This is a genomic window from Streptomyces sp. NPDC086080, from assembly GCF_044540255.1.
GTDB lineage: Bacteria > Actinomycetota > Actinomycetes > Streptomycetales > Streptomycetaceae > Streptomyces.
This window is the reverse complement of the sequence record NZ_JBITRU010000016.1, coordinates 138,237-162,594: the sequence shown is the minus strand read 5'-3', so window position 1 is coordinate 162,594 and position 24,358 is coordinate 138,237. Positions and strand designations below refer to the sequence as shown.

The window sequence follows — 24,358 nt, the reverse complement described above, 5'->3', positions numbered from 1 at the left end:
GCATCCGGGACTCCGCGCCGGGTTCCGGCGCCCCTCGGGGTCGTCGGGCGGCGGGTGGTCAGGGGGACGGGTGTCGTCCCGCGACCGCGCCGAGTGCCCGGAGCAGGGGTGAACGGCCCGCCCGGGGCACCGTCCACAGCACCTGGCCCCGTACACCCCATCCGCCGAGCAGGGCGTTCGCCGCGAGGAAGCCGGTGGTGGCGGCCCGTTCCATGAGGGCGACCGGGAGGTCGCAGCGGATCGCGTCACCGGCCAGGGTCAGCCACCGGTGCGGAGTGCGCACGGTGGGGCGCCGGCGGTGCGAACCGACCGGGAAGAGCGGGCAGTCCGACCGCCACTCGTGCCGGGCGTCGACGACGCGCGCCTCTTCAGTCTCCGGGTACACCTGGCGCAGCCGGTCGACGAGCAGGTCCTGCACCTCCTTCGGTTCCGCCGCGGGATCCACGGCGTAGGCGTGCAGTTCCACCACCGAACCACCGTTGCGTGCCGCCCAGCGGGCGGCTTCGCCCTCGTACCGCTCCAGGACGCTGATGTTGTCCAGGCCTCCGTAGCCGCTGGTCCCGAGGAACCCGGGGCGTTCGGAGCGGACCGGCCGGTCCAGCCACAGCCGGGAGACGAGGAACGGCGGGGCGGTGCGCAGGGCGGCCACGTCGCCGCGCCAGGCGGGCGTGCCCAGGCCGGGAGACGCGTCGACGATCCGGCGCAGTCCCCCGGTGTCGCAGGCGAGTACCACCGCCTGGTGGCGATCGGCGCCGCCGCCGGTGTGCACCTCCGCTCCTCCGTCGGCACGGGGGAGGACGGTGTGTACGGGGGTTCCGGTACGGATGTCGGCCCCGAGCCGCCCGAGGTAGTCGCCGAGCGGGTCCCAGAGTGCCTGGGGAAAGGGCTCGCCCGGCACGTCGAAGAGCAGGCCCTCGGCCGATCCGAGGAAGTAGATGTGGAACATCAGCAGCAGTTCGGCGGCGGACAGTTCGCGCGGGTCGGCGAAGAAGCTGCGTGAGAACACCTCGAACGCCAGGTGGTGCGCGGCTTCGGGGAAGCGCACCCGCTCCAGGAAATCGGTGGCGGTGACCTCGTCGAAACGCTCGTACACCTCGGGCACGCGCACGTCGAGGAGCGGGAGCGCCGCCCGGGCGTCCATGGCGGCCAGGTCCCGCCAGCCGAAGGTGGGGCTCAGGGCGACGAATCCGAGCGCGCTGAACGGCGGGGTTCTGGGGACCCGGGCGAAGCTGTCGGTCAGGCCGCCGCTGTGCCGCAGGGGGTAGTCGGGCAGGGGGGTGAGCCGGGCGAGCGCGGGGTCGGTACGACGGAGCAGGCCGCGGAGGTTGTAGTACTGGCGGAAGAACGCGTGGAAGCCGCGGGTCATGGTCACCCGCGAGCCGTCCGTGAGCCTGGTCGGCCGGCCGGAGAGCCGGCCGCCGAGCGAGTCCTCCCGCTCGTAGAGGGTGACGCGGGCGCCGCGTTCGGCCAGCAGGGTGGCGGCGGCGAGACCGGCGATGCCGCCGCCGATCACGGCGACGGACGGTTCGTCCCCGCGCCGGAAGCGATCCCCTCCGGGTGGGGGCGGCAGGATCTCCGCCTTGCGGTCGCGGCCGCGCCGGGCGGCGGGGAGAGGGGCGGTCACCGGGCCTGCTCCTTCGTCGTGGTCGGGCCGTCCGGGGCGAGTGGGCCGCTCCGGGCCAGGAAGGTGTGCACGATGCCGGTCTGCCATCCGGCGACGGGGGCGACGCGCACTCCGGTGAAACCGGCTCGCGTCAGCCGGCCGGAGAAGGCGGGAGCGGTGTCGAAGGTGAGGACGCTGTGCCAGAGGTGGTGGTACAGGGCGCGGTCGCCGGTGAGCGTGCCCGCCGGGATGACGAGGCCGCGGCACACGGCCGTCCACAGGGCCCGGTGCGCCCGCGAGCCGCTGAGGCTGTACTCGTGGACGGCGAGACGTCCGCCCGGCCGCAGCAGGGACCGGACACTGTGCAGGAGCGCGTCCGGATCGGTGGCGTTCCGGAAGAGGTAGGCGGCGAAGACCGCGTCGAAGGGACCCTCGCCGGCCGCCGCGACCTCCTCGGCGGTCAGGTGCAGGAAGCGCACGCGTGCGGGCCACGGCTTGGCCAGGGCGCGGCTCAGCATGCCCGCAGAGGCGTCCACCGCGGTGATGCGGGCCCGGGGCGCGGCCCTGAGCAGGGCCAGGGTCGAGGCGCCGGTGCCGCAGCCGAGGTCGAGGACGTGCAGTCCGGCCCCGTCGTCGGGGAGCCGGAGGCGACGGGCCGAGCGCAGGAGGTCGGTGCGGTATCCGGGGTTGAGGGAGGTGAGGTGGTCGTAGGTGCGGGAGGCGTGGTCGAAGGCGCGGGCCAGGTCGTGGTCGCGCAGGAGGCTCATCGGGGGCTCTCTCCGTTTCTTGCGGGGGGCCGGGAGCGGCGGGGCAGGAAGGGCAGTTCGGCTGCCGTGCGGAGCATCGGCCGGACGGGGGTGCGCAGCCCGATGCTCCAGTCCTCGGCCGGTGAGGTGGCGCCGTCGAGGAAGCGCAGCAGGCGCTCGGCCGGGACGCGGCGGAACAGGTTCGTGAAGAAGTCCGGCCCGTCGATCCGCCCGGTGTCCAGGGCGCGCAGCAGTACCGCGTCCATGGCCAGCGCGCGGCGCCCGTGCGGGGCGGGAACGGTTCCGTGCCCGTCACGCAGGGCGGCGGCGATGGCCCTGCTCTGGCGTTGCACCGCGGCGAAGGTGTAGCCGGTGGCCGGCCGGGTCGCGCCGCCGGCGGTCCCGATACGGAAGACGGCCGCCCCGGACCGCCGGGGGAAGCGGGCGTCGGTCATGGGGATGACACCCTGTTCCGTCCGTTCCACGGTGAGCGCGCCGAGCCCCAGGACGTCCTGGCAGTACCGGTCGAGTGCCGACTCGTACGCGCTGATGGTCAGCGCGCTCCCGGAGAACTCGGTGTACTCCACGAGCGCCCGGTCGGGGGCCAGCGGCAGGACGTACCCGAAGGCGAGGCCGTGCGCCGGCTGGGGCACGCGGAAGTCCATCAGGTCGGCGACCGCGGGGTCGAACCGGTCGGTGCCGGTACGGACGAACCAGCCGCGGAAGTGCTGGAGCATCCGGGTCCGGGCGGGCGGCGGGTCGTGCACCGGCCGCGAGTCGAACACGCGCCGGGCACGCAGGGTCAGGGGATCGCCGGTGGGGAGCGTGCACGCGATCTCCGCGCCGCCGGGCACGTCGCGCACCGAGTCCGCCGTCGCACGCAGGAGCCGTCCGCCCGGTGAACGGGCGAGGAGTGCGTGGACCTGCCGTTCGAACGGTGCGGAGCGCACCATGCGGTAGGTGAACGGGGCCGGGTCGACGACGACTTCCCGGCCGTCGGCACCGTGCACCCGCAGCACGGACCAGGACGCGCTGACGACGTCGTCGAGGTCCGTGGCGTCCTGGTCCCAGTAGCACCAGGTCCGCTCCGCCGGGCGCAGCGGGCCGTCCGGGGGCTCGACCACGGTCACGGAGACGGTACCCGTCCCGGTCAGCCGGTGGGCGAGGCTGAGGCCGGCCGCTCCGCCACCGAGGATGACCACGTCGGACAGGTCGGCGGCGTGACGCGTCACCGGGCCCGCCACTCGACGACGGGCGTCCCGACCGGGCCGGAGCCCAGGCGTCCGGCGTCCGCCGCCGGCGCGTCCGCGACGGCGTCGGCCGTCGGACGGGGGTTACCGCCCCCGGGTGGCGGGGCTGCGGTGCCCGCGACGTGGCGGCCGGTGTCAGGGCGCCGGGGAGGCGGGGCGATCGACGGTCCGCGTCCCACGGTTCCGGGTACGGCGCGGGAGAACGGAGCGGGCGCGGGGTGGCCGAGGGTGGTCGGGATATCCGGGCAGGGCCGCGCGGCAGCGGCCGGGCGGCTCCGTTCGCGTCGGGCGGGGGCGGCCCCGCAGACACCCCGGCCGGCCGGCTCGGCGGTGAACGCACCGCCCGGGACACCGGTGGCACCGGCCACCGGGAGACATGCGCCGCTCACTTCCACTCTTCACTCCGGGTACGGGATCGGGGAGTCACACGGGATCGATCACTGCTTCGGCCGGACGGCCCTCCCCGGATGCGGCCGGCCCCGACCGGCTTCGCGGCGGCACCCCCGCCGCCCCGGGGCGGGGCGTGCCTGCCGTACGGCACGTATGCCCGGCGCCGTGGCACCTGCGAAGCGCACCGGCCGGTTCGGAGCGTGCGCGACGACGTTCCCGCGCCGTCGGACGCCTCCGGCGGAGCCACCCGCGGTCCGGCCCGGCACGGAGCCTGTGCGCAGGCCGGACCGGACAGGTTCGCGCCCGCGACGGCGGCACCCGGTGCCCCGCGGTGTTCGTCGGTCATGCTTCTCCTCGTTGGACGCCGGGGCTCGTGGCCGGGCCCGCTCGCCCGACCGGTACCCCGAACGCGCCGTGGCAGGCCCGCGGCACGCGCCTGCCGTCGGCACCGCGGGTCACGCGACAACGGGCCGCGGCCGTGCCCGCCGGTCCAGCGGACCACGTTCACCGGGCCGATGCCAGGAGCCACGACCCAGTGCCCCGGACGACGGCACGTCCCAGTGCCCGGGACGACGGCATGTCGAGTGCCCGGGACGACAGCACGTCACCGGGTGACGACGGACTCCAGGACGGCGACGGCTTCGGCAAGCCCCGTCGGACGCGTCGATCCGGCCACCGCCCGCCCCGCCCAGCCGGGTCCGAGGGTCAGCACGACCGGTCCCCGGCGCGCGCCGCGCACGCCCCACTCCATACCGGCCACGTGCTGGGCCAGCGGCCTGCTGGCGGTGGCACGGGACTGCGCCCACAGGCCGACGGCGGCCGGCCCGGTCCTGCGCACCGCCGCGACGAGCGACTCGACCGGCAGAGCGCCGCCGAACATCCGCACCGGAACACCCCGTTCGGTCAGTGCGGCGGACAGCACCTCCAGCGCGAGCGTGTGGTTCTCCCCCGGTACGCAGGCGAGCACCGTGGTGGCGCCGGGCCGGTCGGCGACCGTGCCGGGCACGGTGCGCCGCAGCGCGCCGGAGACGTGCCAGGACAGGAAGTGCTCGACCTCGACGTACTTCTCCCCCGAGGTCTCCCACTTGCGGCCGACGGCCTGCAGCGTGGGCACGATCACCTCGGTCCAGGCGGCGATCAGGCCGTGCTCGGTGATTGCGTCGAGCAGCAGCCGGTCCAGTGCGGCGGCGTCGAGCCGCAGGGCCGCGCGAGCGATGCCCTTGCATTCCTGACGCGCGTCACCGAGCCGCAGCCCGCTGCCCGCCCGGCTGTGGGCAGGCGCCCGCCGTGGGCCGACGGCCACGCCGTGAGCCGGGGTGACGGGCGGCGGCGCTTCGCCGCGTGCCAGGCGCGCGGCCTCGGCCGGGGGCAGTCCGGTCGCCGTCAGCGCGCACATCCGCTCCAGCCGGGCCACGTCCTGCGCCGTCCAGCGCCGGTGGCGGCCGCCGGTATGACTGTCGGGGCCCAGACCGTAGCGGCGGTCCCAGGTACGGACCGTGGTGGGGGCCACCCCCAGACGCCGGGCCACCTCACCGGTGGTCAGCCCGCCGTCCGGCGGGACGACGTCCTCGCCGTGCTCACCGTTCTCCGTCAGCGCACTCATGCCCTCACTGTACGACGCACAACCGACGCATGTTGTCCGCGTCGTTCATGCATCGATGTCGTCTCCGCCGGCCTCGCGGTGACGGTGGGGCCGGCGGTGCCGGCCCGTGACGACGCGCGGACTGCGCGACAGAGATCGGAGTTTTTCGAACCCATCCCGATCAAACGGCAGTTCGTGACGCACGCATTCGACCATTGCGCGGCCATCCCGGAAAACACGTCCCCTCGGGCCGGTCTCGCCCGTCTACGGTTCCAGCGCCGGTCAGGACGAGCGGAGCTCTGGGCCCGTCGAGAGCCGGCACCACCACGAGAACACCGAAGAGGAGACATCCATGGCAACGGTGGAAGTGTCGCTGAAGGACATGATGACCGCCATTGAAGGGGCGATCGGAGCGGCCGTCGTCGACTACTCCAGCGGCATGGCCCTGGGGACCCTGGGCGGGGGGAAGGACCTGGACCTCACCGTCGCGGCCGCGGGCAACACGGACGTCATCCGGGCCAAGGTGCGCACCATGGAACTGCTGGGCCTGAGCGGCCAGATCGAGGACATCCTCATCACGCTCGAAGCCCAGTACCACCTCATCCGGCTGGTCACCGGCCGGAGCGGCAACGGACTGTTCCTGTACCTCGTGCTCGACAAGTCCCGGTCGAACCTGGCGATGGCCCGCCACCAGCTCAAGCGGATCGAAGAACAGTTGGAGGTATGAACGATCCGAGATCCGGGCCGACGCGCGCCCATGATGTGAAGACTTCTTCAAGTCACCACATCAACATCGTCCCAATCCGTGGATGCGCGCCGCACCGGGCGAGAAGGATCGGTGGCGAAGGACGGCAGATCATGCGGCGGCGCGTCTTCGGGGGCGCCGCCGTGCCTTGGAGAACATCCCCGACGCGGCAGGGAGCGCGCACCATGCAAGTCCCCCTCTACCAGGCCAAGGCGGAGTTCTTCCGCATGCTGGGACACCCCGTGCGCATCAGGGTCCTGGAGCTGCTCCAGCACGGTCCGGTGCCGGTGCGGGACCTGCTCGCCGACATCGACATCGAGCCGTCCAACCTCTCGCAGCAACTGGCCGTGCTCAGAAGGTCCGGCATCGTCGTCTCGGTGCGGGAGGGCTCCACCGTCCGTTACGCACTGGCCGGGGGCGATGTCGCCGATCTGCTCCGCGCGGCCCGCAGGATCCTCACCGAACTGCTGGCCGGGCAGAGCGAACTGCTGGCCGAACTCCGGGAGACCGACGCGTCCATGCGGTCGGTCCCCCGGAGCAGGCAGGGCTGAGGCGCCCTCCCGGTCGGGCGCCCGGAGTGCGGTCAACGGGTCGGACGTCAGCGGCGTCCGGCCCGTTCGGCGCGTGGGCCGGGTGCCTCACAGGGCGCCGGGTGTGTCCAGGCCGGTCAGGGCGCCCACGGGGTCCGGGTCGGGGGTGCCCCGGGGCCACCAGTCGTCGTGGCCCGGTTCGGACTCGTAGGCGTACCAGAGGTGGTCGCGGCCGAGGCGGAGCTGGACATGGCCGCGGGGATGGGTCAGCCGGTTGCGCCAAGGGCGGAAGGCGGGCAGGTCGGCGGCGAGCAGGAGGGGCCGGGCACGGTCGAAACGGCCGGCCGGCGGGTCCCAGGGTTCCTCCAGCACGGCGAGTCCGGCGGGGCCGCCCTGGCGCCAGGCGGCGACCCCGCGGGCCAGCTCGGCGGGGCCCCGGCCGGCGGCCCGGGCCAGGGAGGAGTACAGCGTGCGCGTGGCCGCCGTCAGGCCGGAACCGGGGCGGGCGGCGGCGAGACGCACCGCGTCGTGCCACAGGGTGAGCCCGCCGACGGGATCCCGGCCGGTGGTGAGCAGGGCGTGGGCGCGGGCGGCCGCGTCGGTGGCGAGCTGGTCCAGCGCGTACGGGTCCGGCCCGCCGGGGGACGCGGGATAGGCGGGCGGCTGCTGCGGATGCGGCGGCGGGGGCAACGGGGCGGGGAGCGGGGGGAGTTCGCGGTCGGTGCGGGCGATCACCTCGGCCGCGCGGATGCCCGGCAGGGGCTCCGGTTCCTTTTCCCGGGCGGCGCGGGCCGCACGGGCCGCGCTCAGCCGGGACAGCGCGTCGATCACCTCGCGCTCGCCGCGTCCGCGCAGCAGGAGCAGCACGAAGGGGTCGGCGTCGAGCAGCCGGGCGGTCTGGTAGCACAGGGCCGCGGCGTGCTTGCAGGGGTGGCCGGAGTCGGGGCAGCTGCATCGCGGGTCGAGGTCACCGGGGCCGGGCAGCAGGGGGACCCCGCAGTCGGCGAGGGACTCGGGCATCTCCTTGTCGAGCAGCGCCGCGATGTGTCCGGGCCGCTCGGCGGCGGCGTCCAGGAAGCGCTCCCAGTCGGCGTCCCCGAACGTCCGCAGCCGCACCTGCACGCGGTAGGGCCGGGGACGGCTGCCCCGTACGTACGCGAGGACCAGCCCCGGCGTCACGGTGATGGCGTCGACGTGCCCCTGCTCCGCGTAGCCCCGTCCCCGCGCGAGCCGCGCGGGGTCCAGCGCGCCGTCCTCCAGCGCGGTGACCCATGCCCCGCCCCACCATGTCCCGGCGAAGCCCGCACCACCGCCGGCACGGGGTGGGAACGCGGGGAAGGTGCGGCGCAGTTCGCCGTCGCGGGCGGGGGCGGCCATGGAGCGGGGCGTGGCGTGCGGGGGGTGCGGCGTCGCCGGTGGTACGGGTCCGGTCCTGGCGGGTGGAGCCGGGGCGGACGGGCCCTCCCGGCGGGTGCCCGCGTCGGAAGCCGGCTCCGGCCGGGGGGCGTCCGCGCCTGTGGGCATACGGAAGGCGTCGGCGAGGGCCGCGCGTACCTCTCGGGCCCGCTCGTCGGCGACACGGTCACCGCGCGTGGTACGGGGGACGCGAGGGGCGGGCGACGCGGCGCGCCGCCGCGTGGGCCGGGGCCGGTCCTCGGCCTGTGCGCGGGCGCGCTCCGCGCGGGCCGAGCGCAGGGCCTCCCGCGCGACGTCCCCGGGCCGCCGGCCGGGGCGGTCGGCACCGTCGAGGCCGGGGTCGGTCACCGGGCCGGAGGCGACGGGGTGGTCCCCCGCACCGACCACAGCCCCGTCGGCGGACACCCCCGCGCCGGCCCTCGCCTCTCCCGTGGACGGCCCTTCGCCGGACGGCCCGGTCCCCGTCCCACCAGCCACCACCCGCCCGCCGGAAACCGACCCGACCCGCCCGCTCACCTCCCGGAACTCGGACCCCCCGGCACCCGCGACAGTCCCCTCAGCCGCACCGGCCGCAGTCCCGCCGCCGGACACCCCCGCATCAGCCCTCGGCCCGGCCCCCGGCTCACCGGCATCCGCCGCCTCCCCGGACATCGCGCCGCCGGGCACTCCCCCGGTGGTCCCGGCCTCATGAGGCGCCTGTCCGGGGTCGGAGGGTCGCGTCCGCGTGCTTCCCGCGGGCGGCGCCTGCTCGTCGGCCGGTGCTTCCCCGGGCCGCGCCCCCTCGGGGGTGCCGTCTCCGGGCGGCATGCCCGCGTCGGTGGCCGGGTGTGCCTCACGGCGGGCGCGGACCGCGCGGCGGAGGGCTTCGCGGGCCGCGTCGCCGGGGCGGTGCCGCTGACCGGACGGCGGCCGGGCAGGGGTGGCCGCCGGATCGCCGGACGCCCTCTCGCGTGCCGCGCGCAGGGCCTCACGGGCCTCGTCGGACGGGCGGGGAGTCATGCCAGCCTCCGCAGGGCGACGAGGGCGGACAGATCACGGTCGGAGAGTTCCGTGAGGGCCGACTCGCCCGAGCCGAGAATCGCGTCGGCGAGCGCCCGCTTGGACTCCAGCATCTCGGCGATACGGTCCTCGACCGTGCCCTCGGTGACGAGGCGGTGGACCTGGACGGGCTGGGTCTGCCCGATGCGGTACGCGCGGTCCGTGGCCTGTTCCTCGACCGCCGGGTTCCACCAGCGGTCGAAGTGGACGACGTGTCCCGCGCGGGTGAGGTTCAGACCGGTGCCGGCCGCCTTCAGGGACAGGATCAGAACGGGGCTCGCGCCGCTCTGGAAGCGGTCGACCATGCGCTCCCGCTCCGGTACCGGCGTACCGCCGTGCAGGAGGTCGACCGGGACCGCGCGCTCGGTGAGGTGCGCGGTGATCAGGCGGGCCATCCCGACGTACTGGGTGAACACCAGGGCCGAGCCGTCCTCGGCCAGCAGGGTGTCCAGCAATTCGTCCAGCAGGGCGAGTTTGCCGGAACGGGCCGCGAGCCGGCCGTCCCCCGCGTGCGTGTGCTCCTCCTTCAGATACAGCGCCGGGTGGTCGCAGATCTGCTTCAGCGAGGTCAGCAGTTTCAGCACCAGACCGCGGCGGCCCATGCCCTGTGCGGTCTCGATGGCGGCCATCGACTCGCGCACCACCGCCTCGTACAGCGCGGCCTGTTCGCGGGTGAGCGGCACGGGGTGATCGGTCTCGGTCTTGGGCGGCAGTTCGGGAACGATGCCGGGGTCGGACTTCTTGCGCCGCAGGAGGAAGGGCCGCACCAGTCGGGCCAGGCGCCTGGCCGCCTCCTCGTCCTCGCCGGTCTCCACCGCGCGGGCGTGCCGGGCGCGGAAGGACTTGAGCGGGCCGAGGAGGCCGGGCGTCGTCCAGTCGAGGAGGGCCCACAGCTCGGAGAGGTTGTTCTCCACGGGTGTGCCGGTGAGCGCCACCCGCGCGAGGGCCGGGATCGTCCGCAGTGCCTTCGCCGTCGCGGAGTGGGGGTTCTTGACGTGCTGCGCCTCGTCGGCGACGACCATGCCCCACGCGTGGGCGGCCAGGGCCGGCGCGGCGGAGCGCATGGTGCCGTAGGTGGTGAGGACGAAGCCGCCGTCGGCCTCGTCCAGGCTGCGGTCGGGGCCGTGGAAGCGGCGCACGGGGACGCCGGGCGCGAAGCGGGTGATCTCCCGCTGCCAGTTGCCGAGCAGCGAGGCGGGGCAGACCACCAGGGTCGGCTCACCGCGGGCCCGCTTCAGGTGCAGCGCGATGAGGGTGATCGTCTTGCCGAGGCCCATGTCGTCGGCGAGGCAGCCGCCGAGGCCGAGGGAGGTCATGAGGTCGAGCCAGGCCAGGCCGCGGAGCTGGTAGTCGCGCAGGGTGGCGTCCAGTCCTGGCGGTGGTACGGCGGGCCGTACACCGGCGGTCAGGCGGTCGCGCAGCACGGCCAGGGCCCCGGCGGGGACCGCCTCGACCGTCTCGCCGTCGACCTCCGCGTGGCCGGTGAGGGCGACGGACAGCGCGTCGACCGGGTCGAGCAGCCCCAGGTCCCGTTTGCGGGCCTTGCGGACGAGGGCGGGGTCGACCAGCACCCACTGGTCGCGCAGGCGTACGACGGGACGGTGGGCCTCGGCCAGGGCGTCCATCTCGGTTTCGGTGAGCGGGTCGCCGCCGAGGGCGAGCTGCCAGCCGAACCGCAGCAGGTCCTCGCTCTCGAAGAAGCCGGTGCCGTCGGTCGCCGAGCCGGGTGCCGGGCGGACCACCGCCGTGGCGGTGAGGTCCTGGGCGAGGTCCCGGGGCCAGTGCACGGCGACCCCGGCCGCGGCGAGCCGGGTGGCCGCCACGCCGAGCAGGTCGTTCAGCTCGTCCTCGGACAGGGCCAGCACATCGGGCACGTCCTGGTCGGAGAGCCGGTCCAGGGGCGGCCAGACACGGGCCGCGCGGCGCACGGCGAGGGCGGCGTCCACCCGCGCGCGCGGGCCGAAGGCGCTGTCGGCCTCGCCCGACCACAGGGCTGCGGCGTCGGCCACCAGGGTCGGGTCGGCGAGGCTGTGCACCTGGACGATCGCCGCGCCCGCGCCCCGGGCGTCCCTTCCCGCGCCGGCGTCGAAGAGGTCGTACGCGGACAGGTCCAGGCGGAGCGAGATCCGTACCCCGGCGTCCATCCCGGCGGCGACCTCGGCGGCCCAGTCGTGGGCGCCGGGCAGCCGCTGGGCCCCCCGCGCGGCGAACGGCAGTCCCGAGGCGTACGGCGCTGCGGGGGTGCGGGGCAGGGTGTCGGCGACCGCGTCCAGGAAAGCGCGCACCAGCGCCTCCGGCCGGGGCAGCCGCAGCGGGCCGGGCCCCGGCAGCGGGACGGCGTGCCCCGCGGGAGGCAGGGCGGCGGCCACCGCCCGCAGATGCGCCGCGTCGTCGGGGTCGAGCGGGCCGGCCCGCCAGGCGTCGTGGCCGGTGGCGGTCAGGCCGGGGAGCAGCCGGCCGCGGGCCGTGAGTCGCAGCGCGTGCAGGGCGGCGGCTCCCCAGCAGGCGGTGGCGGGATGGGCCGCGGGGTCGTGCCGGGCCCGGACCAGCAGCGGCAGTGCCTCGTCCACGGGAAGGGTGAGGGCAGGGACCGTGCGCCGCCGCACACCGGCGCCGTGCGGGCGGACCACGGTCAGATCGGTGTGCCGGGCGGAGGCGTCGGGCCCCTGGGCGGGGGCCGGGGTGGGCCCGGTTCCCGCCAGGCCGCCTTCGGTGCCGCTCTCCGGGTCGTAGAAGGCGATCCGTCCGTCGCGCGGGAGGGGCGCGGGCAGGAAGACGGCCGCGAGCCGGACCGGCACGTCCGTCCCGCCCCCGGCCGCACCGGGCCCGGCCGCACCGGGCCCGGTGCCCGTGTCCCGTGCGTCCGTCGGCGTCCGCTCGCCCATACGTCGTGTCACCTCCCGCCCGCGTGTCGGATCCAGTCGTCCTCGACTTTACGGGCGGGCTCTGACAACCGGCTCCGGCGGCCGGTACGCGGCCCGGTGGCGGGGCCCGGACCGGGCGGCGGGGCGCCCGGGGTCAGGGCACGGTGCGGGAGACGACGTACACCCACGGATAGCCCGGCTTGTCGTGGTTGACGACGACGTCGTGCGTGGGTGCCGGGTCCTTCTGCTCGTGGACCAGACCCGACCAGGTGCCGGGTCCGTCGAACGTCCAGTCGGTGACCTCCCGGTCGCGTGCACCGATGGTGATGTGGTCCCGCTTCAGTTCGCTCTCCGGAACGCCCATGGTGGCGAGGAAGGCGCTCAGGCCCGCGTCGGTCGTCTCGAACTCGACGTACAGACGGCTGGTCCTCCAGTTGTTGGTCTCGTACGACGCCACCCACCAGGCCGGGTGCGGTATCGGCACCTGGTAGATGCGGCGCTGGACCTTGGACGGCCAGCCCTCGGTGAGACCGGTCGCGGAGTACTTCGCCGCCTTGTCCTTGCCGCTGGCCCGGCTCTGGTTCGCCGAGATCACCAGGTAGCCGGCGGGGACGCCGATGAGCAGCACGATGATCAGCAGGGTGAGCGCCCGGCGGCGGATCGTGTGCCGCCGGTCCTCGGCCGGGCGGGGCTCGCCCGGGACGTCCGGCCGCTGGGGGGATTCGCCGGTCACAGTGTCTCCTGGGTGGTGCGGCGGGCCTCCGCGTACCGCTCGTACCGCTCGTAGCGCTCGACGCGGCGGCGCTTGGCCCGGCGGAAGCGGCGGGCGACGAGACGGGCGAGATCGGCGGCGCCGACCATGCCGGCCTCGGGGCCGAGCTGGGCGCGGACGATACGGGCCTCGGGGCGGTAGCCACGCCCCGTGAGATGGCGTCTGAAGGCGTCCCGCGCGGGGACGATCAGCAGGTCGTCGGCGGCGGAGACGCCACCGCCGATGACGAAGCAGGAGGGGTCGAGGGCGGCGGCGAGGTTGGCGATGCCGACGCCGAGCCACTGGCCGATGTCCTGGAACAGCTCGATGCACATGGCGTCGCCCTCGCGGGCCAGCTCGGTGATCACCGGGCCGCTGATGTCGGCGATGTTGCCCTTCACATGCTCGATGATCCCGTAGGCGACCGGCGAGTCGGCGGCGGCCAGCTCGCGCGCCTCGCGGACCAGCGCGTTCCCGGAGCTGTACTGCTCCCAGCAGCCACGGTTGCCGCAGGGGCAGCGGTGGCCGCCGGGGACGACCTGCATATGGCCGAACTCGCCGGCGACGCCGTACTTGCCGCGCTTGACCTGCCCGTCCTCCAGGATCGCGCCGCCGATGCCGGTGCCGAGCGTGATCATGACGAGGTGGTCCTCACCGCGTCCGGCGCCGAAGCGCCACTCGGCCCAGGCGGCGGCGTTGGCGTCGTTGTCGACCAGGACCGGGACGGCGAGGCGGTCGGCCAGGCGGTCGCGCAGCGGCTCGTTGCGCCAGGACAGGTGCGGGGCGAACAGCACGCGGTTGCGGTCGGCGTCGACCCAGCCGGCCGCGCCGATGCCGACCGCGTGCACGTCGTGCCGGTCGGACAGGTCCAGCACCAGTTCGACGATGGTGTCCTCGACGACCTTCGGGCTCTTGGACTTGTCCGGGGTCTCCGTGCGGAGCCGCTCCAGGATGTTGCCCTCGGCGTCGACGACGCCCGCCATCACCTTGGTGCCGCCGATGTCGATGCCCACCGTCGGGACCCGGGGTGCCGTGAGGTGGGAGCGGCGCTCCCTGGTGCCGACGGTTCTCAGGACCGGGGCGCGGCGGGAACCGATGGGGGCGGTGAAGTCGCGGTAGGTGCTCATCGTCTGCGATTCTGCCGCACGGCTCCACCGGGTGCCGAACAGATGCCGGGTGCGTGGTGCGGATCATTTCCGGGTGCGGGTGCGTCGGGGCCGGCCACGCCCGCGCGGCGACGCGGCAGTCGTCACGGGCGCGCCCCCGGGGGCACTACGGCTCGCGCTGCCGGTCACATTGTCCTGTCATTGCGACGAAGGTCGTCGTGCCGCTCAGGACCGCACCAGCAGCTGGAACTCGAAGGAGTAGCGGTCGGGGCGGTAGGTGTGGGTGCCGAACTCCACCGCGCGGCCGGTGTCGTCGAAGGTGACGCGCTGCATGGTGAGCAGCGGGGCGCCGGGCTGTTCGCCCAGCCGCTCGGCCTCGGCGGCGGTGGCGGCGCGGGCGCCGATGGTCTGCCGGGCGCTGTGCAGGGTGATCCCGGCGGCCCGCATCAGCCGGTACAGCCCGGTGGCCTCCAGCTGCGGCGTGGCCAGGTCCAGCAGATTGGGCGGCAGATAGTTGCACAGGTGCGCCATCGGCTCTCCGTGCGCGAGCCGCAGCCGCTCGATCCGGTGCACCTCGCTGCCCTCGGTCACCGCGAGCGCGGCGGCGACCTCGGCGGACGCGGGGACGACGGTGTTGACCAGCACGGTGGTGGCGGGGCGCTGGCCGGCCGACTCCAGGTCGTCGTAGAGGCTGCTGAGCTCCAGCGGGCGTTTGACCTGGCTGTGCACCACCTGGGTACCGACCCCTCGGCGGCGTACGAGCAGGCCCTTGTCGACGAGCGACTGGATGGCCTGGCGGACGGTCGGCCGGGACAGACCGAGCCGCGCGGCGAGCTCGATCTCGTTGCCCAGCAGGGTGCCGGGGGTCAGCGCGCCGTGCTCGATGGCGGACTCCAGCTGCTGGGACAGCTGGAAGTACAACGGCACGGGGGAGCCGCGGTCGACGCTCAGCTCCAGTTGTACGGTCGGGTCCACTTCTGGTTTCGGCACGGGCCGAGCGTAGCCCCGTGCGCTGTTGACGGGAAGTCGTGTAGTTCGGTTGTCCGGACATACGCATTGACAGGGAGCGGCGCGGGGCTCACTTTGTAGCCATGCGCATCGGGGTCATCGGTACGGGCCGTATCGGCACCATTCACGCCCACACACTCAGCAGGCACCGCGACGTCGGCTCCCTGATCCTCACGGATGTCGATCCGGCGCGGGCCCAGGCCCTCGCACACCGGCTCGGCGAGACGGCGGCACCCGGGGTGGACGAGATCTACACCTGGGGAGTCGACGCCGTGGTGATCACGGCGGCCACGTCCGCCCACGCCGAACTGATCGGCCGGGCCGCGCGGGCCGGGCTGCCGGTGTTCTGCGAGAAGCCCATCGCCCTGGACCTCGCGGGCACGTTACAGGCGGTCACCGAGGTCGAGACCGCCGGGACGGTGCTGCAGATGGGCTTCCAGCGGCGGTTCGACGCCGGTTACAGGGGAGCGCGTGAGGCGGTGCGCTCGGGCAGCCTCGGCAGGCTGCACACGGTGCGGGCGATGAGCAGCGACGCGGAGCCGCCGCCGGCCGGGTATCTGCCGCAGTCCGGCGGGCTGTACCGGGACACCATGATCCACGACTTCGACATCCTGCGCTGGGTGACCGGCCGGGAGATCGTGGACGTGTACGCCTCCGGGTCCGACGCCGGGCCCGCGATGTTCCGCGAGGCGGGCGACGTCGACACCGGCGCGGCGCTCCTCACCCTGGACGACGGCACGCTCGCCACGGTCACCGCGACCCGGCTAAACGGCGCCGGCTACGACGTGCGGATGGAACTCGCCGGGGAGCGGGACCAGATCGCCGTCGGCCTGGACGACCGTACGCCGATCGCCTCCACGGAACCGAACGGGCCGCCGGCCGCGGACAAGCCGTGGACGGGTTTCCTGGAGCGGTTCGGGCCCGCGTACGAGGCCGAGCTGATCGCGTTCGTCGAGGTCGTGAACGGTGAGCGGGCCAACCCCTGCGACGGGCGCGAGGCCCTCCAGGCGCTCCTCGTCGCGGAGGCGTGCGAGCGCTCGCGGCGGGAACGCAGACCGGTCAGGCCGACGGAACTGCTGAGCGGATCGGAAGCGGCACTGACCTGACACGGGCGCGGTTCAGGGGGCCCTGACCGGCCCGGCGGCTCAGGAGTCTCCGCCGGCTCGGCCCGGGGCCCCCGACCGGCATCACCGGTCAAGGGCTCCGGGCCGACGCGGCGACGCAGAGTTGCCAGCCGGCGCAGCTCAGCACACCCGACCGACGCCGCGGATCAGGGACCCCGGACCAGTCCAACTCAGGAACCCGGGCCCCCGCGGCGGCGCAGAATCCCCAGCCGGCGCAGCTCGAAGGGCCCCGGACCGATCCGGGCCACGAAACCCGGGCCCGCACGACGGCTCAAGGCCCCCCGCCGACGCAGCTCACCACACCCGGCCGGCGCCGCGGATCAGGGACCCCGGGCCCGTCCAGCTCAGGGACCCGGGCCCGCGCGGCGGCGCGGAATCCCAGGCCGCGCGGCTCGGAGGGGCCGGAGTGGTCCGGGTCAGGAGAGTCGGACGGCGTGGCGGTTCAGGGGGACCGGGTCGGCAGGACCGTTCCCTGGGCGACCGCGCACAGCGTTTCCGTGCCGTCCTCGGCGAGGGTGAGCAGATCGCAGCGGACGACGGCCTGGCGGCGGCCGGCGTGCACGACCTCCGCGCGGGCGCGCAGGGTGCGGCCGGTGGCCGGGCGGAGGTACTGGACGGAGAAGCCGCCGGTGAGGACGGACGGGCCGAGGACGGCACCGGCGGCGAAGGTGAGGGCGTTGTCGGCGGCGTAGGAGAGCACGCCGCCGTGCAGGAAGCCGTTCTGCTGGTGCAGTTCCTCCCGGATGTCGATCTCCAGGGTCGCCCCGCCGTCCCCGAAGGCCGTCAGCCGGGCGCCGAGGAGTCTGCTGAAGGGCTGGCCGTCCAGGGCCTGCCGGGCGGTGGTGAGGTCGAGCGCGGGGGACGCGGTCATGGAGTGGGGCTCCTCGGGAGGACGGCGGGCGGGTGACGGCGGTCAGGGGGTGTCGGTCTCCTCCAGGAGACCGGCGTCATGGGCGAGCAGGGCGATCTGCACGCGGTTGTTGAGGTCGAGCTTGGCCAGGATCCGGGAGACGTGGGCCTTGACGGTGGCGACGCTCATATGGAGCTCCGCGGCGATCTCGGCGTTGGCCAGTCCCCGTCCGACCGCGACGGCGACCTCGCGTTCGCGGTCGTTGAGGTCGGCCACGCGCGCACGCGCGCGTGCCGGCCGCGTGCTGCCGCCGGTGCCGGCCGCGTGCGCCATCAACTGCCGGGTGACCGCGGGCGACAGCACCGGATCACCGGCCGCGACCCGGCGGACCGCGGCAAGGATCTCGGCGGGCGGGGTGTCCTTGAGGACGAACCCGGCGGCGCCCGCGCGCAGCGCCCGCAGCACCTGTTCGTCCGCGTGGAAAGTGGTGAGCACCACGACCTGCGGGGCGTCGTCGCGGCGGCGCAACGACTCGGTCGCGGTGAGACCGTCCACGGTCGGCATCCGGATGTCCATCAGGACCACGTCCGGGCGGGTGCGGTCGACGAGCGCCCCGACCTCGCCGCCGTCGGCGGCCTCACCGACGATCTCGATGTCCTCCGCGCCGCCCAGCATCAAGGACAGCCCGGCCCGCACCAACGGGTCGTCGTCGACGAGGAGCAGTCTGATCGCGGTCATGGGCGGTACCTCATCACGGCGGGGCGGAGTGCGGACACCCGGGTCGCCCGAAGTGCCGGGCCGGGGCTCCGCTCCGGGCACCGGACCCGCTTCATCGCCACGGCAGCCGTGCGCGTACCTCGAACCCGCCGTCGGGGGCCGGACCGTGCTCCAGCGTTCCGCCCGCCAGGGTGGCCCGTTCCGTGAGGCCGATCAGGCCCTGCCCCGCGCCGGGCACGTGCGGGACGTCCCCGTCCGGCGCGGGGTTGCGCACGGTCACCGTGAGGCCCTCCCCCGGCCCACCGGTGACCGAAACGGTGACCTCCGTGCCGGGAGCGTGCTTGCGGGCGTTGGTCAGACCCTCCTGGGCTATCCGGTAGGCGGTGCGGCCGACGGAGGCGGGCACCGCGGCCGGGTCGGTGACCCGCTGCTCCAGGGTGACCTTCATACCGGCCTCCCGGGACTCGACGGCCAGGCCGTCGAGCGCGGCGAGCGTCGGCTGCGGCCGTCCCGTGTCGTCGGACTCCCCGGCCCGCAGCACCCCGATGATCTCCCGCAGGTCCTGCAACGCCTCGTGCGCGCTCTCCCGGATCACACCGGCCGCCCGCGCGACCTCCTCGCGCGGGGCATCGGGCCGGAACTCCAGCGCGCCCGCGTGCACACTCAGCAGCGTCAGCCGGTGCGCGAGAACGTCGTGCATCTCCCGCGCGATGGCCTCCCGCGCGAGCCGCTGCGCCTGCTCGGCCCGCAGCCTCGCCTCCGTCTCGGCGCGCCGCGCCCGGTCCCTGAGGCTCAGCATGAGCTGTCGCTTGGACCGTACGAACATGCCCCAGCCGACGACCGCGACGGTGAGTACCACGAAGAGAACGATCGTGGCGAGATACGGCAGATCCGGGTCCGGGCGCCACCAGAAGTACAGCGGCACAAGTAGCGTCTCGACTCCGGCCACCCAGGCCACGTACCGGAAGGGCCGGTGCACGGCGAGCGTGAACAGGGCGATCACGGCCACACCGCCGGAGGTCTCCGAGACGAAGCTGACCGGGACCATCGCGACGGCCAGCCCCAGGGGCCGGCGGCGGCGCAGCCAGACGGCGGCGCAGGACAGGGCGCCCAGTACTTGGTCGGCGGCGACCAGCCCGGGAGAGAGGTCGTGGTTGTTGCTGAGCGTCTCGGCGCCCAGCAGGCCCACGAGAACGGCCAGCAGGAAGCAGGCGAAGTCGACGACCCAGTCCCGCGCGGTGCGCCGGGGCCGGCGCCCGGAGCGGGTCGCGTCGGGATCGAGCGCGTGGAGGAGCGCGGACGGGAAGAACCATCGGCGCCCCGTGAACACCGGGCCGCTCTGCGCCACCTTGTCGCCAGTCACGGTCGACAAATCTATGCGGGGGCCGTCCGCCGGCGGCACCGAACGGAGCGGAACGGCGACCGAAGTCGCGACACCGCAGTCCTTCGGCGTTCCGGCCGGTCCGGATCACCGTCTTGTGGCGCACCGGCTCTCGCCCCGTGGCCGATGCGGAGGGGAAGGCCACGGGGCGAGAGTCGGTGCCATGAAGCAGATGCTGGAGGTTCTGGGGTTCCTCGCCATGGTGCAAGGGGCGGCCGGTCTGGTGAGCGAGTTCACCGACTGGAACTGGGGTCTCGTGCACCGGTGGGGATCCCTCGACGGCTACGAGATCTTCGCGAGCATCGCCCTGCTGGTGCTGGCCGCCGCACTGTTCGCCGCGGCTGAGAGCCGGAAGGCCGGCTGACGTGCCGGCCTTCCGGCTCTCCGTGCACGCCCTGCTCAGTCCCGCTCGCCCGCTCCGCGCACCACCGCGACCGGGCAGTGCGCGTGGTGCAGCAGGGCCTGGCTGACCGAGCCCAGCAGCAGCCCGGTGAAGCCGCCACGCCCGCGCGCTCCGACCACGAGGAGCTGGGCGGACCGGCTCGCCTCGATCAGTTCCTCACGCGCACCGCCGTGCACCGTCCGGTGTTCGACCACCACATCCGGGTGACGCTCCTGGAGACCGGCGAGTGCCTCGGACAGCAGGCGCTCCTCCTCCTCGGCCAGGGCTCCCGGCGGGTTCGCGTACGGCGCCGACGGGTCCTGCGGGGCGGGCAGGGGCGCGTTCCAGTCGGTCCAGGTGTGCAGCGCCACCAGGGGCGCCTTGCGCAGGGCGGCCTCGGCGAAGGCGAACTCCACGGCCTTCCGGCCGGCGGCCGAACCGTCGACGCCCAGAACGATCGGACCGTCCGCCACCGGCTGCTCGCGCACCACCAGGACCGGGCACTGTCCGTGCGCCGTCAGATGCACCGCCGTCGAGCCCACCAGGAGGCCGACGAATCCGCCCATGCCCCGGGATCCGACCACCACAAGCTCGGCGCCGCGCGACTGCGCCTCCAGCACCGTGAGGGACTCACCGGTCACCACGACCTGCTCGACGGCGACCTCGGGAGCCGCTTCCGCCGCCCGCTGGACCGCCTCGGCCATGAGGCGGTCGACCACGTTGCGCAACCCGCCCTCCGGCGGCCCGAGCGGCGACGGCCCCATGGGCACATGCATCGCCGGCCAGACGCAGGCGTGCACCACCCGCAACCCCGCCCCTCGCAGTGCCGCCTCCCGAGCGGCGACCTCCACCGCGGCGAGACCCGACGCCGAACCGTCGACGCCCACGACCACCAGACCGCTCACCATGTCTCCTTCTTGCCAAACTCTTACTGATCAGGTCCCAGCATGCCGTCCGCACCCCTGGGTTGTCATGGGCCGTCCGACCCACAAGATCAGTTGTTTTCCGGCAGCGGGAACTCCCCGTACCGGGGCCGTCCGGCAAGATCGTAGGACTGGACCGACACACCGGAGGAGGTGATCCGTCCACCGGTGTGCCGCAGGGCGACCGGCTCGAAGCCCTCCGGGAACAGCCGGCGTCCGGCGCCGAGGACGACCGGGAAGGTCAGCAGGTGCAGGGTGTCGACGAGGTCCAGGGCGAACAGGGAACGGACGAGTGCGCCGCTGCCGTGCGTCTGGAGCTCGCCGTCGGTGCGCTCCTTGATCGCGGTGACCTCCTCGGCGAGGTCGCGGCCGATCACCGTGGTGCCGGCCCAGCCGGGGTCGCGGAGGCCGGCCGAGGCGACGTACTTCGGCAGCGCGTTCAGCTTCCCGGCGACCGGATCGGCGGGGTCGGTCACCTTCGGCCAGTACGAGGCGAAGATGTCGTACGTACGACGCCCGAGGAGGAAGGCGCCCGCGCGGGAGAAGACCTCGTCGACGAACCGGCCGAAGTCCTCGTCGACGAACCGGCCGAAGTCCTCGTCGACGTAGGGGACGCTCCAGCCTCCCTGTTCGAAGCCGTCCCTGGTGTCCTCCTCAGGGCCGCCGGGGGCCTGGTAGACGCCGTCGAGGGTGACGAAGGTGGTGACTACGAGCTTGCCCATGGCTGCGCCGTCCTTTTGGTGCGGTGGGGTGGGTGTACCGCCATCTGTTCAGACCGGGGCGGGGTCCACAACTCATCGGTGGGGTGATGACCCGGGTGCCTGCGCGTCTCCGCTGCGCTGGCCGGTGCCGCACGGGGACTTTGCCGCCGGCGCTGCCCGTACCCCACGGGGACTTCTCAGCCGGCGCTGCCCGGTGCCGATGCGCCCACCCGTGCCGCCCTGGGGGCACCTCCCAGGCCCTTCAGGCACTGGAGGAGGCACGACTGCCCGCAGCTGCGGGGTCGCCGGTGCCAGCACCCGCGGCTGCGGGGGCAGCACACTGCTCGCGGGGCCGGTCGCCACGACACCAGTGTCCGCGGCTGCGGAGCAGCCGCCAGCATCCGCGGCTGCGGGAGCGGCACGCCGTTCGCGGAGCCGGTGCCACCGCGGCACCGGCCCCGCAGAAGCGCGGGGTGGGGTCCGTTAAGGCGCGAGCGTGCGCAGCGGCCGCGGCGGCGCGCGGTCAGGTGGGCAGGGCGGTTGTGCCCTTCTGGGTCAGCGTGCCGAAGAGGCGCAGGCGGGAGATTCCGCCGTCCGGGTAGATGTCCACGCGCGCGTGGGTGGCGGTCGCCGGGGCCGGCAGGACGAAGCGGTGGTTGGTGTCGGGCTGGAGGCGGGTCCGGGGCAGGATCTCGCGCCAGTCGCCGCCCTCGCCTCCCTCGCCGTTCTCGCCGCCCTCGCCATCCCTCACCGACACCGACGCCCAGCCCGCGCTGTTGCCCTTCAGATACGCCGTGTCGATCTCCACCGCGCGGATCCGCGCCTGCGCGAGAAGCCGGTAGCGGATCCAGTCATGGCCCTCGTCGCGGCGGCGCCGGGTCTCCCAGCCGTCATCCATCTTCTGCGAGCGTCCGGGACGGATGGTGTTGGTGGCCGGTGAGTAGAAGCGGTCGGACGCGTCCTCGACCCGGCCGCCGTTCTCCAGGGCGACCACGTCGAAGGTGCCGAGCGCCGCCAGCCAGGCCGGGTCCGGGACGACCTCGCCGTACACGCGCAGCCGCGCGATGCCCCCGTCGGGGTGCTGCCTGAGCCGCAGGTGGGTGAAGCGCTGCCCGGCCGTCACGGCGAAGCCGTTGGCCGCGTGGCCGCCCACCGGGGTGCGCGGCACCAGCGTCGTCCACGTCACGTCGTCCGAGAGCAGTTCCTCCGGGGACGGGGCCCCCTCGGCCGAGGTGCCCTCGACGGACACGGCCTGCGGGTGGTTTCCGCGGAAGTGGGCGGTGTCCACGACGATGCCGCGGACGACTCCGGGCGCGCCGAGCCGGATCAGCGCCCAGTCGTGGTCGTCCGCCGTCGGCCGGGGACGGTCGGCGGAGGTGCCGCGGCGGCGCCGGGTCTCCCAGCCGTCCATGATCTTGCCCTTGTGCCCGAAGTGCTCGGGGTCGAACTCGGCGCGCCCGGGCAGCAGAAGGTTCTCGCGCTCGGCGAAGAACTCGTCGTTGGCGGCGATGACACCGGCGCCGAGCCGGCGGTCGGCGAGGTCGGCGTGGTGGGTGAAGGGGAAGCCGGCGGTGCGGTAGTCCGCGTACGGGTCGCCTCCGCCGTAGGGGGGCGCGTGGCCGGTGAAGTTCTCGATCGCCGTCACGGTGGTCCGGTCCTGCCTCTCGGGATGTCGGTGTCAGGGGGAGCGGGTGAGCAGCCGGCCCTTCGGTTCGGTGAACTCTCCGTCGGCCAGGATGCGCCGGCCGCGCAGCCAGGTGGAGGTGATGACTCCGTACAGGGTCTTGCCCGCGTACGCCGTCACGCGGTTGCGGTGCTGGAGCGCCGCGGGGTCGACGGTGAAGGTCCGCTCGGGGGCGAGGACGGCGAAGTCGGCGTCGCGGCCGGGCGCGATGCCGCCCTTGCGGGCGTCGAGTCCGGCCAGCCGGGCCGTGCCCGTCGCCATCCAGCGCACCACGTCCTCCAGGCCGTGGCCGCGTGCGCGCGCCTCGGTCCAGACGGCCGGCAGGCTGAGCTGGAGGCCGGAGATGCCGCCCCAGGCGGTCGCGAAGTCGTCCGTCTTGAGGTCGGCGGTGGACGGGGAGTGGTCGGTGACGACGCAGTCGATGGTGCCGTCCGCCAGGGCCTGCCAGAGCAGATCCTGGTTGGCGGCCTCGCGGATGGGCGGGCAGCACTTGAACGCGCTGGCTCCGTCCGGGACCTCCTCCGCGGACAGGGTGAGGTAGTGGGGGCAGGTCTCGACGGTGACGCGTACGCCGTCCGCCTTGGCCGCGGCGATCGCGGGCAGCGCGCCGCTGGAGGAGAGGTGCAGGACATGGACCCGCGCGCCGAGACGTTGCGCGAGGCCGATGAGGTGGGCGATGGCGGTGTCCTCGGCCTCACGCGGGCGGGAGGCGAGGAAGTCGGCGTACTTCGGGCCGCCGTGCGACGGGGCGTCGGCGAGGTGGCGCGGGTCCTCGGCGTGCACGATCAGCAGTCCGTCGAAGGCGGCGATCTCCGCGAGGGAACGGGCCAGTTCCTCCTGACCGAGGTGCGGGAACTCGTCCACGCCTGAGGGCGACAGGAAGGCCTTGAAGCCGAAGACCCCGGCCTCGTGCAGCGGGCGCAGATCCCTGACGTTGTCCGGCAGGGCGCCGCCCCAGAAGCCGACGTCGATGTGGGCCCGGCCGGCGGCGGTGTGCCGCTTGGTGCGCAGGTGACCGACGGTGGTGGTGGGCGGGAGGGAGTTGAGCGGCATGTCGATCAGCGTGGTGATGCCGCCGGCCGCCGCCGCGCGGGTGGCGGTCCAAAAGCCCTCCCACTCGGTGCGGCCGGGGTCGTTGACATGCACGTGGGTGTCGACGAGCCCGGGCAGCAGGGCGTCGTCGCCGAGGTCCTCCAGGCGTGCGGCCGCGGGGACGGGCGCGTCGTACGGCAGGACGGCGGTGATCGTGCCGCCGGCGACCGCGACGGACGCGGCACGTGTCCCCTCGGGCGTGATGACGCGCGTCGAGCGCAGCACGAGTTCGGCGTCGGGCACGCGCAACCCTCCGGGAGGTCCACAGCTTCAGGGGACGGACATTTCAACGTTCTGTTGAAGGAGTCTTCACCTCGGCCTCCGGCTCGTCAAGGGCACCCTTCCCCCGCGGAGGGCCCGCCCACCGGTCTCCGGGCGGCTCGGCAAAGCGGAATTGATCTCTCGGCGGGCAGACCGCGGCGACGCTCCAGCAGGCGGTGAACGGGCCGCCGGGTAGGCTTCTGCCCTTCCCGCC

20 protein-coding genes are annotated in these 24,358 nt (G+C 74.4%); 4 read left to right on the top strand and 16 right to left on the bottom strand.

The genetic code is table 11. The annotated features are described in order from the left end of the window. Nucleotides 1-58: 58 nt before the first annotated feature. From ACIF9R_RS20455 to ACIF9R_RS20440, 4 genes are all read right to left on the bottom strand, one after another. On the bottom strand, nt 59-1,624 hold the full coding sequence (locus ACIF9R_RS20455; protein WP_399981856.1) for an FAD-dependent oxidoreductase: 1,566 nt from the start codon (nt 1,622-1,624) through the stop codon (nt 59-61). Beyond that, nucleotides 1,621-2,370: a class I SAM-dependent methyltransferase gene (locus ACIF9R_RS20450; RefSeq protein WP_399981853.1), complete on the bottom strand. Its 750-nt coding sequence runs from the start codon at nt 2,368-2,370 to the stop codon at nt 1,621-1,623. The genes ACIF9R_RS20455 and ACIF9R_RS20450 overlap by 4 nt, the downstream gene beginning before the upstream one ends. Continuing rightward, nucleotides 2,367-3,581 (bottom strand): lycopene cyclase family protein, encoded by a 1,215-nt coding sequence (locus tag ACIF9R_RS20445; RefSeq protein WP_399981850.1) that lies wholly within the window; start codon nt 3,579-3,581, stop codon nt 2,367-2,369. Before ACIF9R_RS20445 ends, ACIF9R_RS20450 begins: the two co-directional genes overlap by 4 nt. Nucleotides 3,582-4,593: 1,012 nt before the next feature. Beyond that, nucleotides 4,594-5,592, bottom strand: coding sequence for a MerR family transcriptional regulator (locus ACIF9R_RS20440; RefSeq protein ID WP_399981848.1), 999 nt, complete (start codon nt 5,590-5,592; stop codon nt 4,594-4,596). 331 nt (nt 5,593-5,923) lie between these two features. Between ACIF9R_RS20440 and ACIF9R_RS20435 the strand changes: the two genes are divergently transcribed. Then, a complete protein-coding gene (locus ACIF9R_RS20435) occupies nt 5,924-6,298 on the top strand; it encodes a hypothetical protein (RefSeq protein ID WP_399981845.1) in 375 nt (124 codons plus the stop codon). A gap of 203 nt (nt 6,299-6,501) precedes the next feature. Beyond that, nucleotides 6,502-6,867, top strand: a complete 366-nt coding sequence (locus ACIF9R_RS20430) for an ArsR/SmtB family transcription factor (protein ID WP_399981842.1) — start codon at nt 6,502-6,504, stop codon at nt 6,865-6,867. Nucleotides 6,868-6,954: 87 nt separating this feature from the next. On the opposite strand, the gene ACIF9R_RS20425 is transcribed toward ACIF9R_RS20430, so the two are convergent. The 5 genes from ACIF9R_RS20425 to ACIF9R_RS20405 all read right to left on the bottom strand — a co-directional run bounded on the left by ACIF9R_RS20425 (nt 6,955) and on the right by ACIF9R_RS20405 (nt 14,996). Continuing rightward, entirely contained in the window at nt 6,955-9,069 is a 2,115-nt protein-coding gene (locus tag ACIF9R_RS20425) for an SWIM zinc finger family protein (protein WP_399981917.1), read from the bottom strand. A gap of 188 nt (nt 9,070-9,257) precedes the next feature. Further along, the gene (locus ACIF9R_RS20420) at nt 9,258-12,185 is read right to left on the bottom strand and encodes a DEAD/DEAH box helicase (protein ID WP_399981839.1); all 2,928 of its coding nucleotides are present in this window, start codon (nt 12,183-12,185) and stop codon (nt 9,258-9,260) included. A 133-nt stretch (nt 12,186-12,318) separates the two neighbouring features. After that, the gene (locus ACIF9R_RS20415; protein ID WP_399981837.1) at nt 12,319-12,897 is read right to left on the bottom strand and encodes a sugar kinase; all 579 of its coding nucleotides are present in this window, start codon (nt 12,895-12,897) and stop codon (nt 12,319-12,321) included. Continuing rightward, on the bottom strand, nt 12,894-14,042 hold the full coding sequence (locus ACIF9R_RS20410) for an ROK family glucokinase (protein ID WP_399981835.1): 1,149 nt from the start codon (nt 14,040-14,042) through the stop codon (nt 12,894-12,896). Before ACIF9R_RS20410 ends, ACIF9R_RS20415 begins: the two co-directional genes overlap by 4 nt. A 204-nt stretch (nt 14,043-14,246) precedes the next feature. After that, on the bottom strand, nt 14,247-14,996 hold the full coding sequence (locus tag ACIF9R_RS20405; RefSeq protein ID WP_399981915.1) for a GntR family transcriptional regulator: 750 nt from the start codon (nt 14,994-14,996) through the stop codon (nt 14,247-14,249). Between the two features lie 116 nt (nt 14,997-15,112). Between ACIF9R_RS20405 and ACIF9R_RS20400 the strand changes: the two genes are divergently transcribed. Then, entirely contained in the window at nt 15,113-16,135 is a 1,023-nt protein-coding gene (locus ACIF9R_RS20400; protein WP_399981832.1) for a Gfo/Idh/MocA family oxidoreductase, read from the top strand. A gap of 460 nt (nt 16,136-16,595) precedes the next feature. Here the strand turns inward: ACIF9R_RS20400 and ACIF9R_RS20395 are convergent, their stop codons facing one another. From ACIF9R_RS20395 to ACIF9R_RS20385, 3 genes are all read right to left on the bottom strand, one after another. Then, nucleotides 16,596-17,024 carry a PaaI family thioesterase gene (locus ACIF9R_RS20395; RefSeq protein ID WP_399981830.1) on the bottom strand — a complete coding sequence of 143 codons (429 nt, stop codon included), beginning with the start codon at nt 17,022-17,024 and terminating at the stop codon, nt 16,596-16,598. Nucleotides 17,025-17,066: 42 nt separating this feature from the next. After that, on the bottom strand, nt 17,067-17,741 hold the full coding sequence (locus tag ACIF9R_RS20390; protein ID WP_399981827.1) for a response regulator: 675 nt from the start codon (nt 17,739-17,741) through the stop codon (nt 17,067-17,069). 91 nt (nt 17,742-17,832) lie between these two features. Further along, a complete protein-coding gene (locus tag ACIF9R_RS20385; protein WP_399981825.1) occupies nt 17,833-19,083 on the bottom strand; it encodes a sensor histidine kinase in 1,251 nt (416 codons plus the stop codon). Between the two features lie 181 nt (nt 19,084-19,264). Between ACIF9R_RS20385 and ACIF9R_RS20380 the strand changes: the two genes are divergently transcribed. Further along, nucleotides 19,265-19,465: a hypothetical protein gene (locus tag ACIF9R_RS20380; RefSeq protein WP_399981822.1), complete on the top strand. Its 201-nt coding sequence runs from the start codon at nt 19,265-19,267 to the stop codon at nt 19,463-19,465. 35 nt (nt 19,466-19,500) lie between these two features. Here ACIF9R_RS20380 and ACIF9R_RS20375 read toward each other — a convergent pair whose 3' ends face one another. The 4 genes from ACIF9R_RS20375 to allB form a co-directional block, all read right to left on the bottom strand. Next, complete coding sequence (locus ACIF9R_RS20375) at nt 19,501-20,388, bottom strand: universal stress protein (RefSeq protein ID WP_399981913.1); 888 nt, start codon at nt 20,386-20,388, stop codon at nt 19,501-19,503. A gap of 89 nt (nt 20,389-20,477) precedes the next feature. Further along, a complete protein-coding gene (locus ACIF9R_RS20370) occupies nt 20,478-21,128 on the bottom strand; it encodes a dihydrofolate reductase family protein (RefSeq protein WP_399981819.1) in 651 nt (216 codons plus the stop codon). A gap of 502 nt (nt 21,129-21,630) precedes the next feature. Beyond that, nucleotides 21,631-22,752: an allantoicase gene (gene alc / locus ACIF9R_RS20365; protein ID WP_399981817.1), complete on the bottom strand. Its 1,122-nt coding sequence runs from the start codon at nt 22,750-22,752 to the stop codon at nt 21,631-21,633. A 33-nt stretch (nt 22,753-22,785) separates the two neighbouring features. Continuing rightward, nucleotides 22,786-24,126, bottom strand: a complete 1,341-nt coding sequence (gene allB, locus ACIF9R_RS20360) for an allantoinase AllB (RefSeq protein ID WP_399981814.1) — start codon at nt 24,124-24,126, stop codon at nt 22,786-22,788. Between the last annotated feature and the right edge of the window lie 232 nt (nt 24,127-24,358).

Bases quoted from the DNA above. Each gene is read 5' to 3' on its own strand.
- ACIF9R_RS20450 (WP_399981853.1), bottom strand. From the start codon at position 2,370: ATGAGCCTCCTGCGCGACCACGACCTGGCCCGCGCCTTCGACCACGCC.
- ACIF9R_RS20440 (WP_399981848.1), bottom strand. From the start codon at position 5,592: ATGAGTGCGCTGACGGAGAACGGTGAGCACGGCGAGGACGTCGTCCCG.
- ACIF9R_RS20435 (WP_399981845.1), top strand. From the start codon at position 5,924: ATGGCAACGGTGGAAGTGTCGCTGAAGGACATGATGACCGCCATTGAA.
- ACIF9R_RS20430 (WP_399981842.1), top strand. From the start codon at position 6,502: ATGCAAGTCCCCCTCTACCAGGCCAAGGCGGAGTTCTTCCGCATGCTG.
- ACIF9R_RS20425 (WP_399981917.1), bottom strand. From the start codon at position 9,069: ATGCCGCCCGGAGACGGCACCCCCGAGGGGGCGCGGCCCGGGGAAGCA.
- ACIF9R_RS20420 (WP_399981839.1), bottom strand. From the start codon at position 12,185: ATGGGCGAGCGGACGCCGACGGACGCACGGGACACGGGCACCGGGCCC.
- ACIF9R_RS20410 (WP_399981835.1), bottom strand. From the start codon at position 14,042: ATGAGCACCTACCGCGACTTCACCGCCCCCATCGGTTCCCGCCGCGCC.
- ACIF9R_RS20400 (WP_399981832.1), top strand. From the start codon at position 15,113: ATGCGCATCGGGGTCATCGGTACGGGCCGTATCGGCACCATTCACGCC.
- ACIF9R_RS20395 (WP_399981830.1), bottom strand. From the start codon at position 17,024: ATGACCGCGTCCCCCGCGCTCGACCTCACCACCGCCCGGCAGGCCCTG.
- ACIF9R_RS20390 (WP_399981827.1), bottom strand. From the start codon at position 17,741: ATGACCGCGATCAGACTGCTCCTCGTCGACGACGACCCGTTGGTGCGG.
- ACIF9R_RS20380 (WP_399981822.1), top strand. From the start codon at position 19,265: ATGAAGCAGATGCTGGAGGTTCTGGGGTTCCTCGCCATGGTGCAAGGG.
- ACIF9R_RS20370 (WP_399981819.1), bottom strand. From the start codon at position 21,128: ATGGGCAAGCTCGTAGTCACCACCTTCGTCACCCTCGACGGCGTCTAC.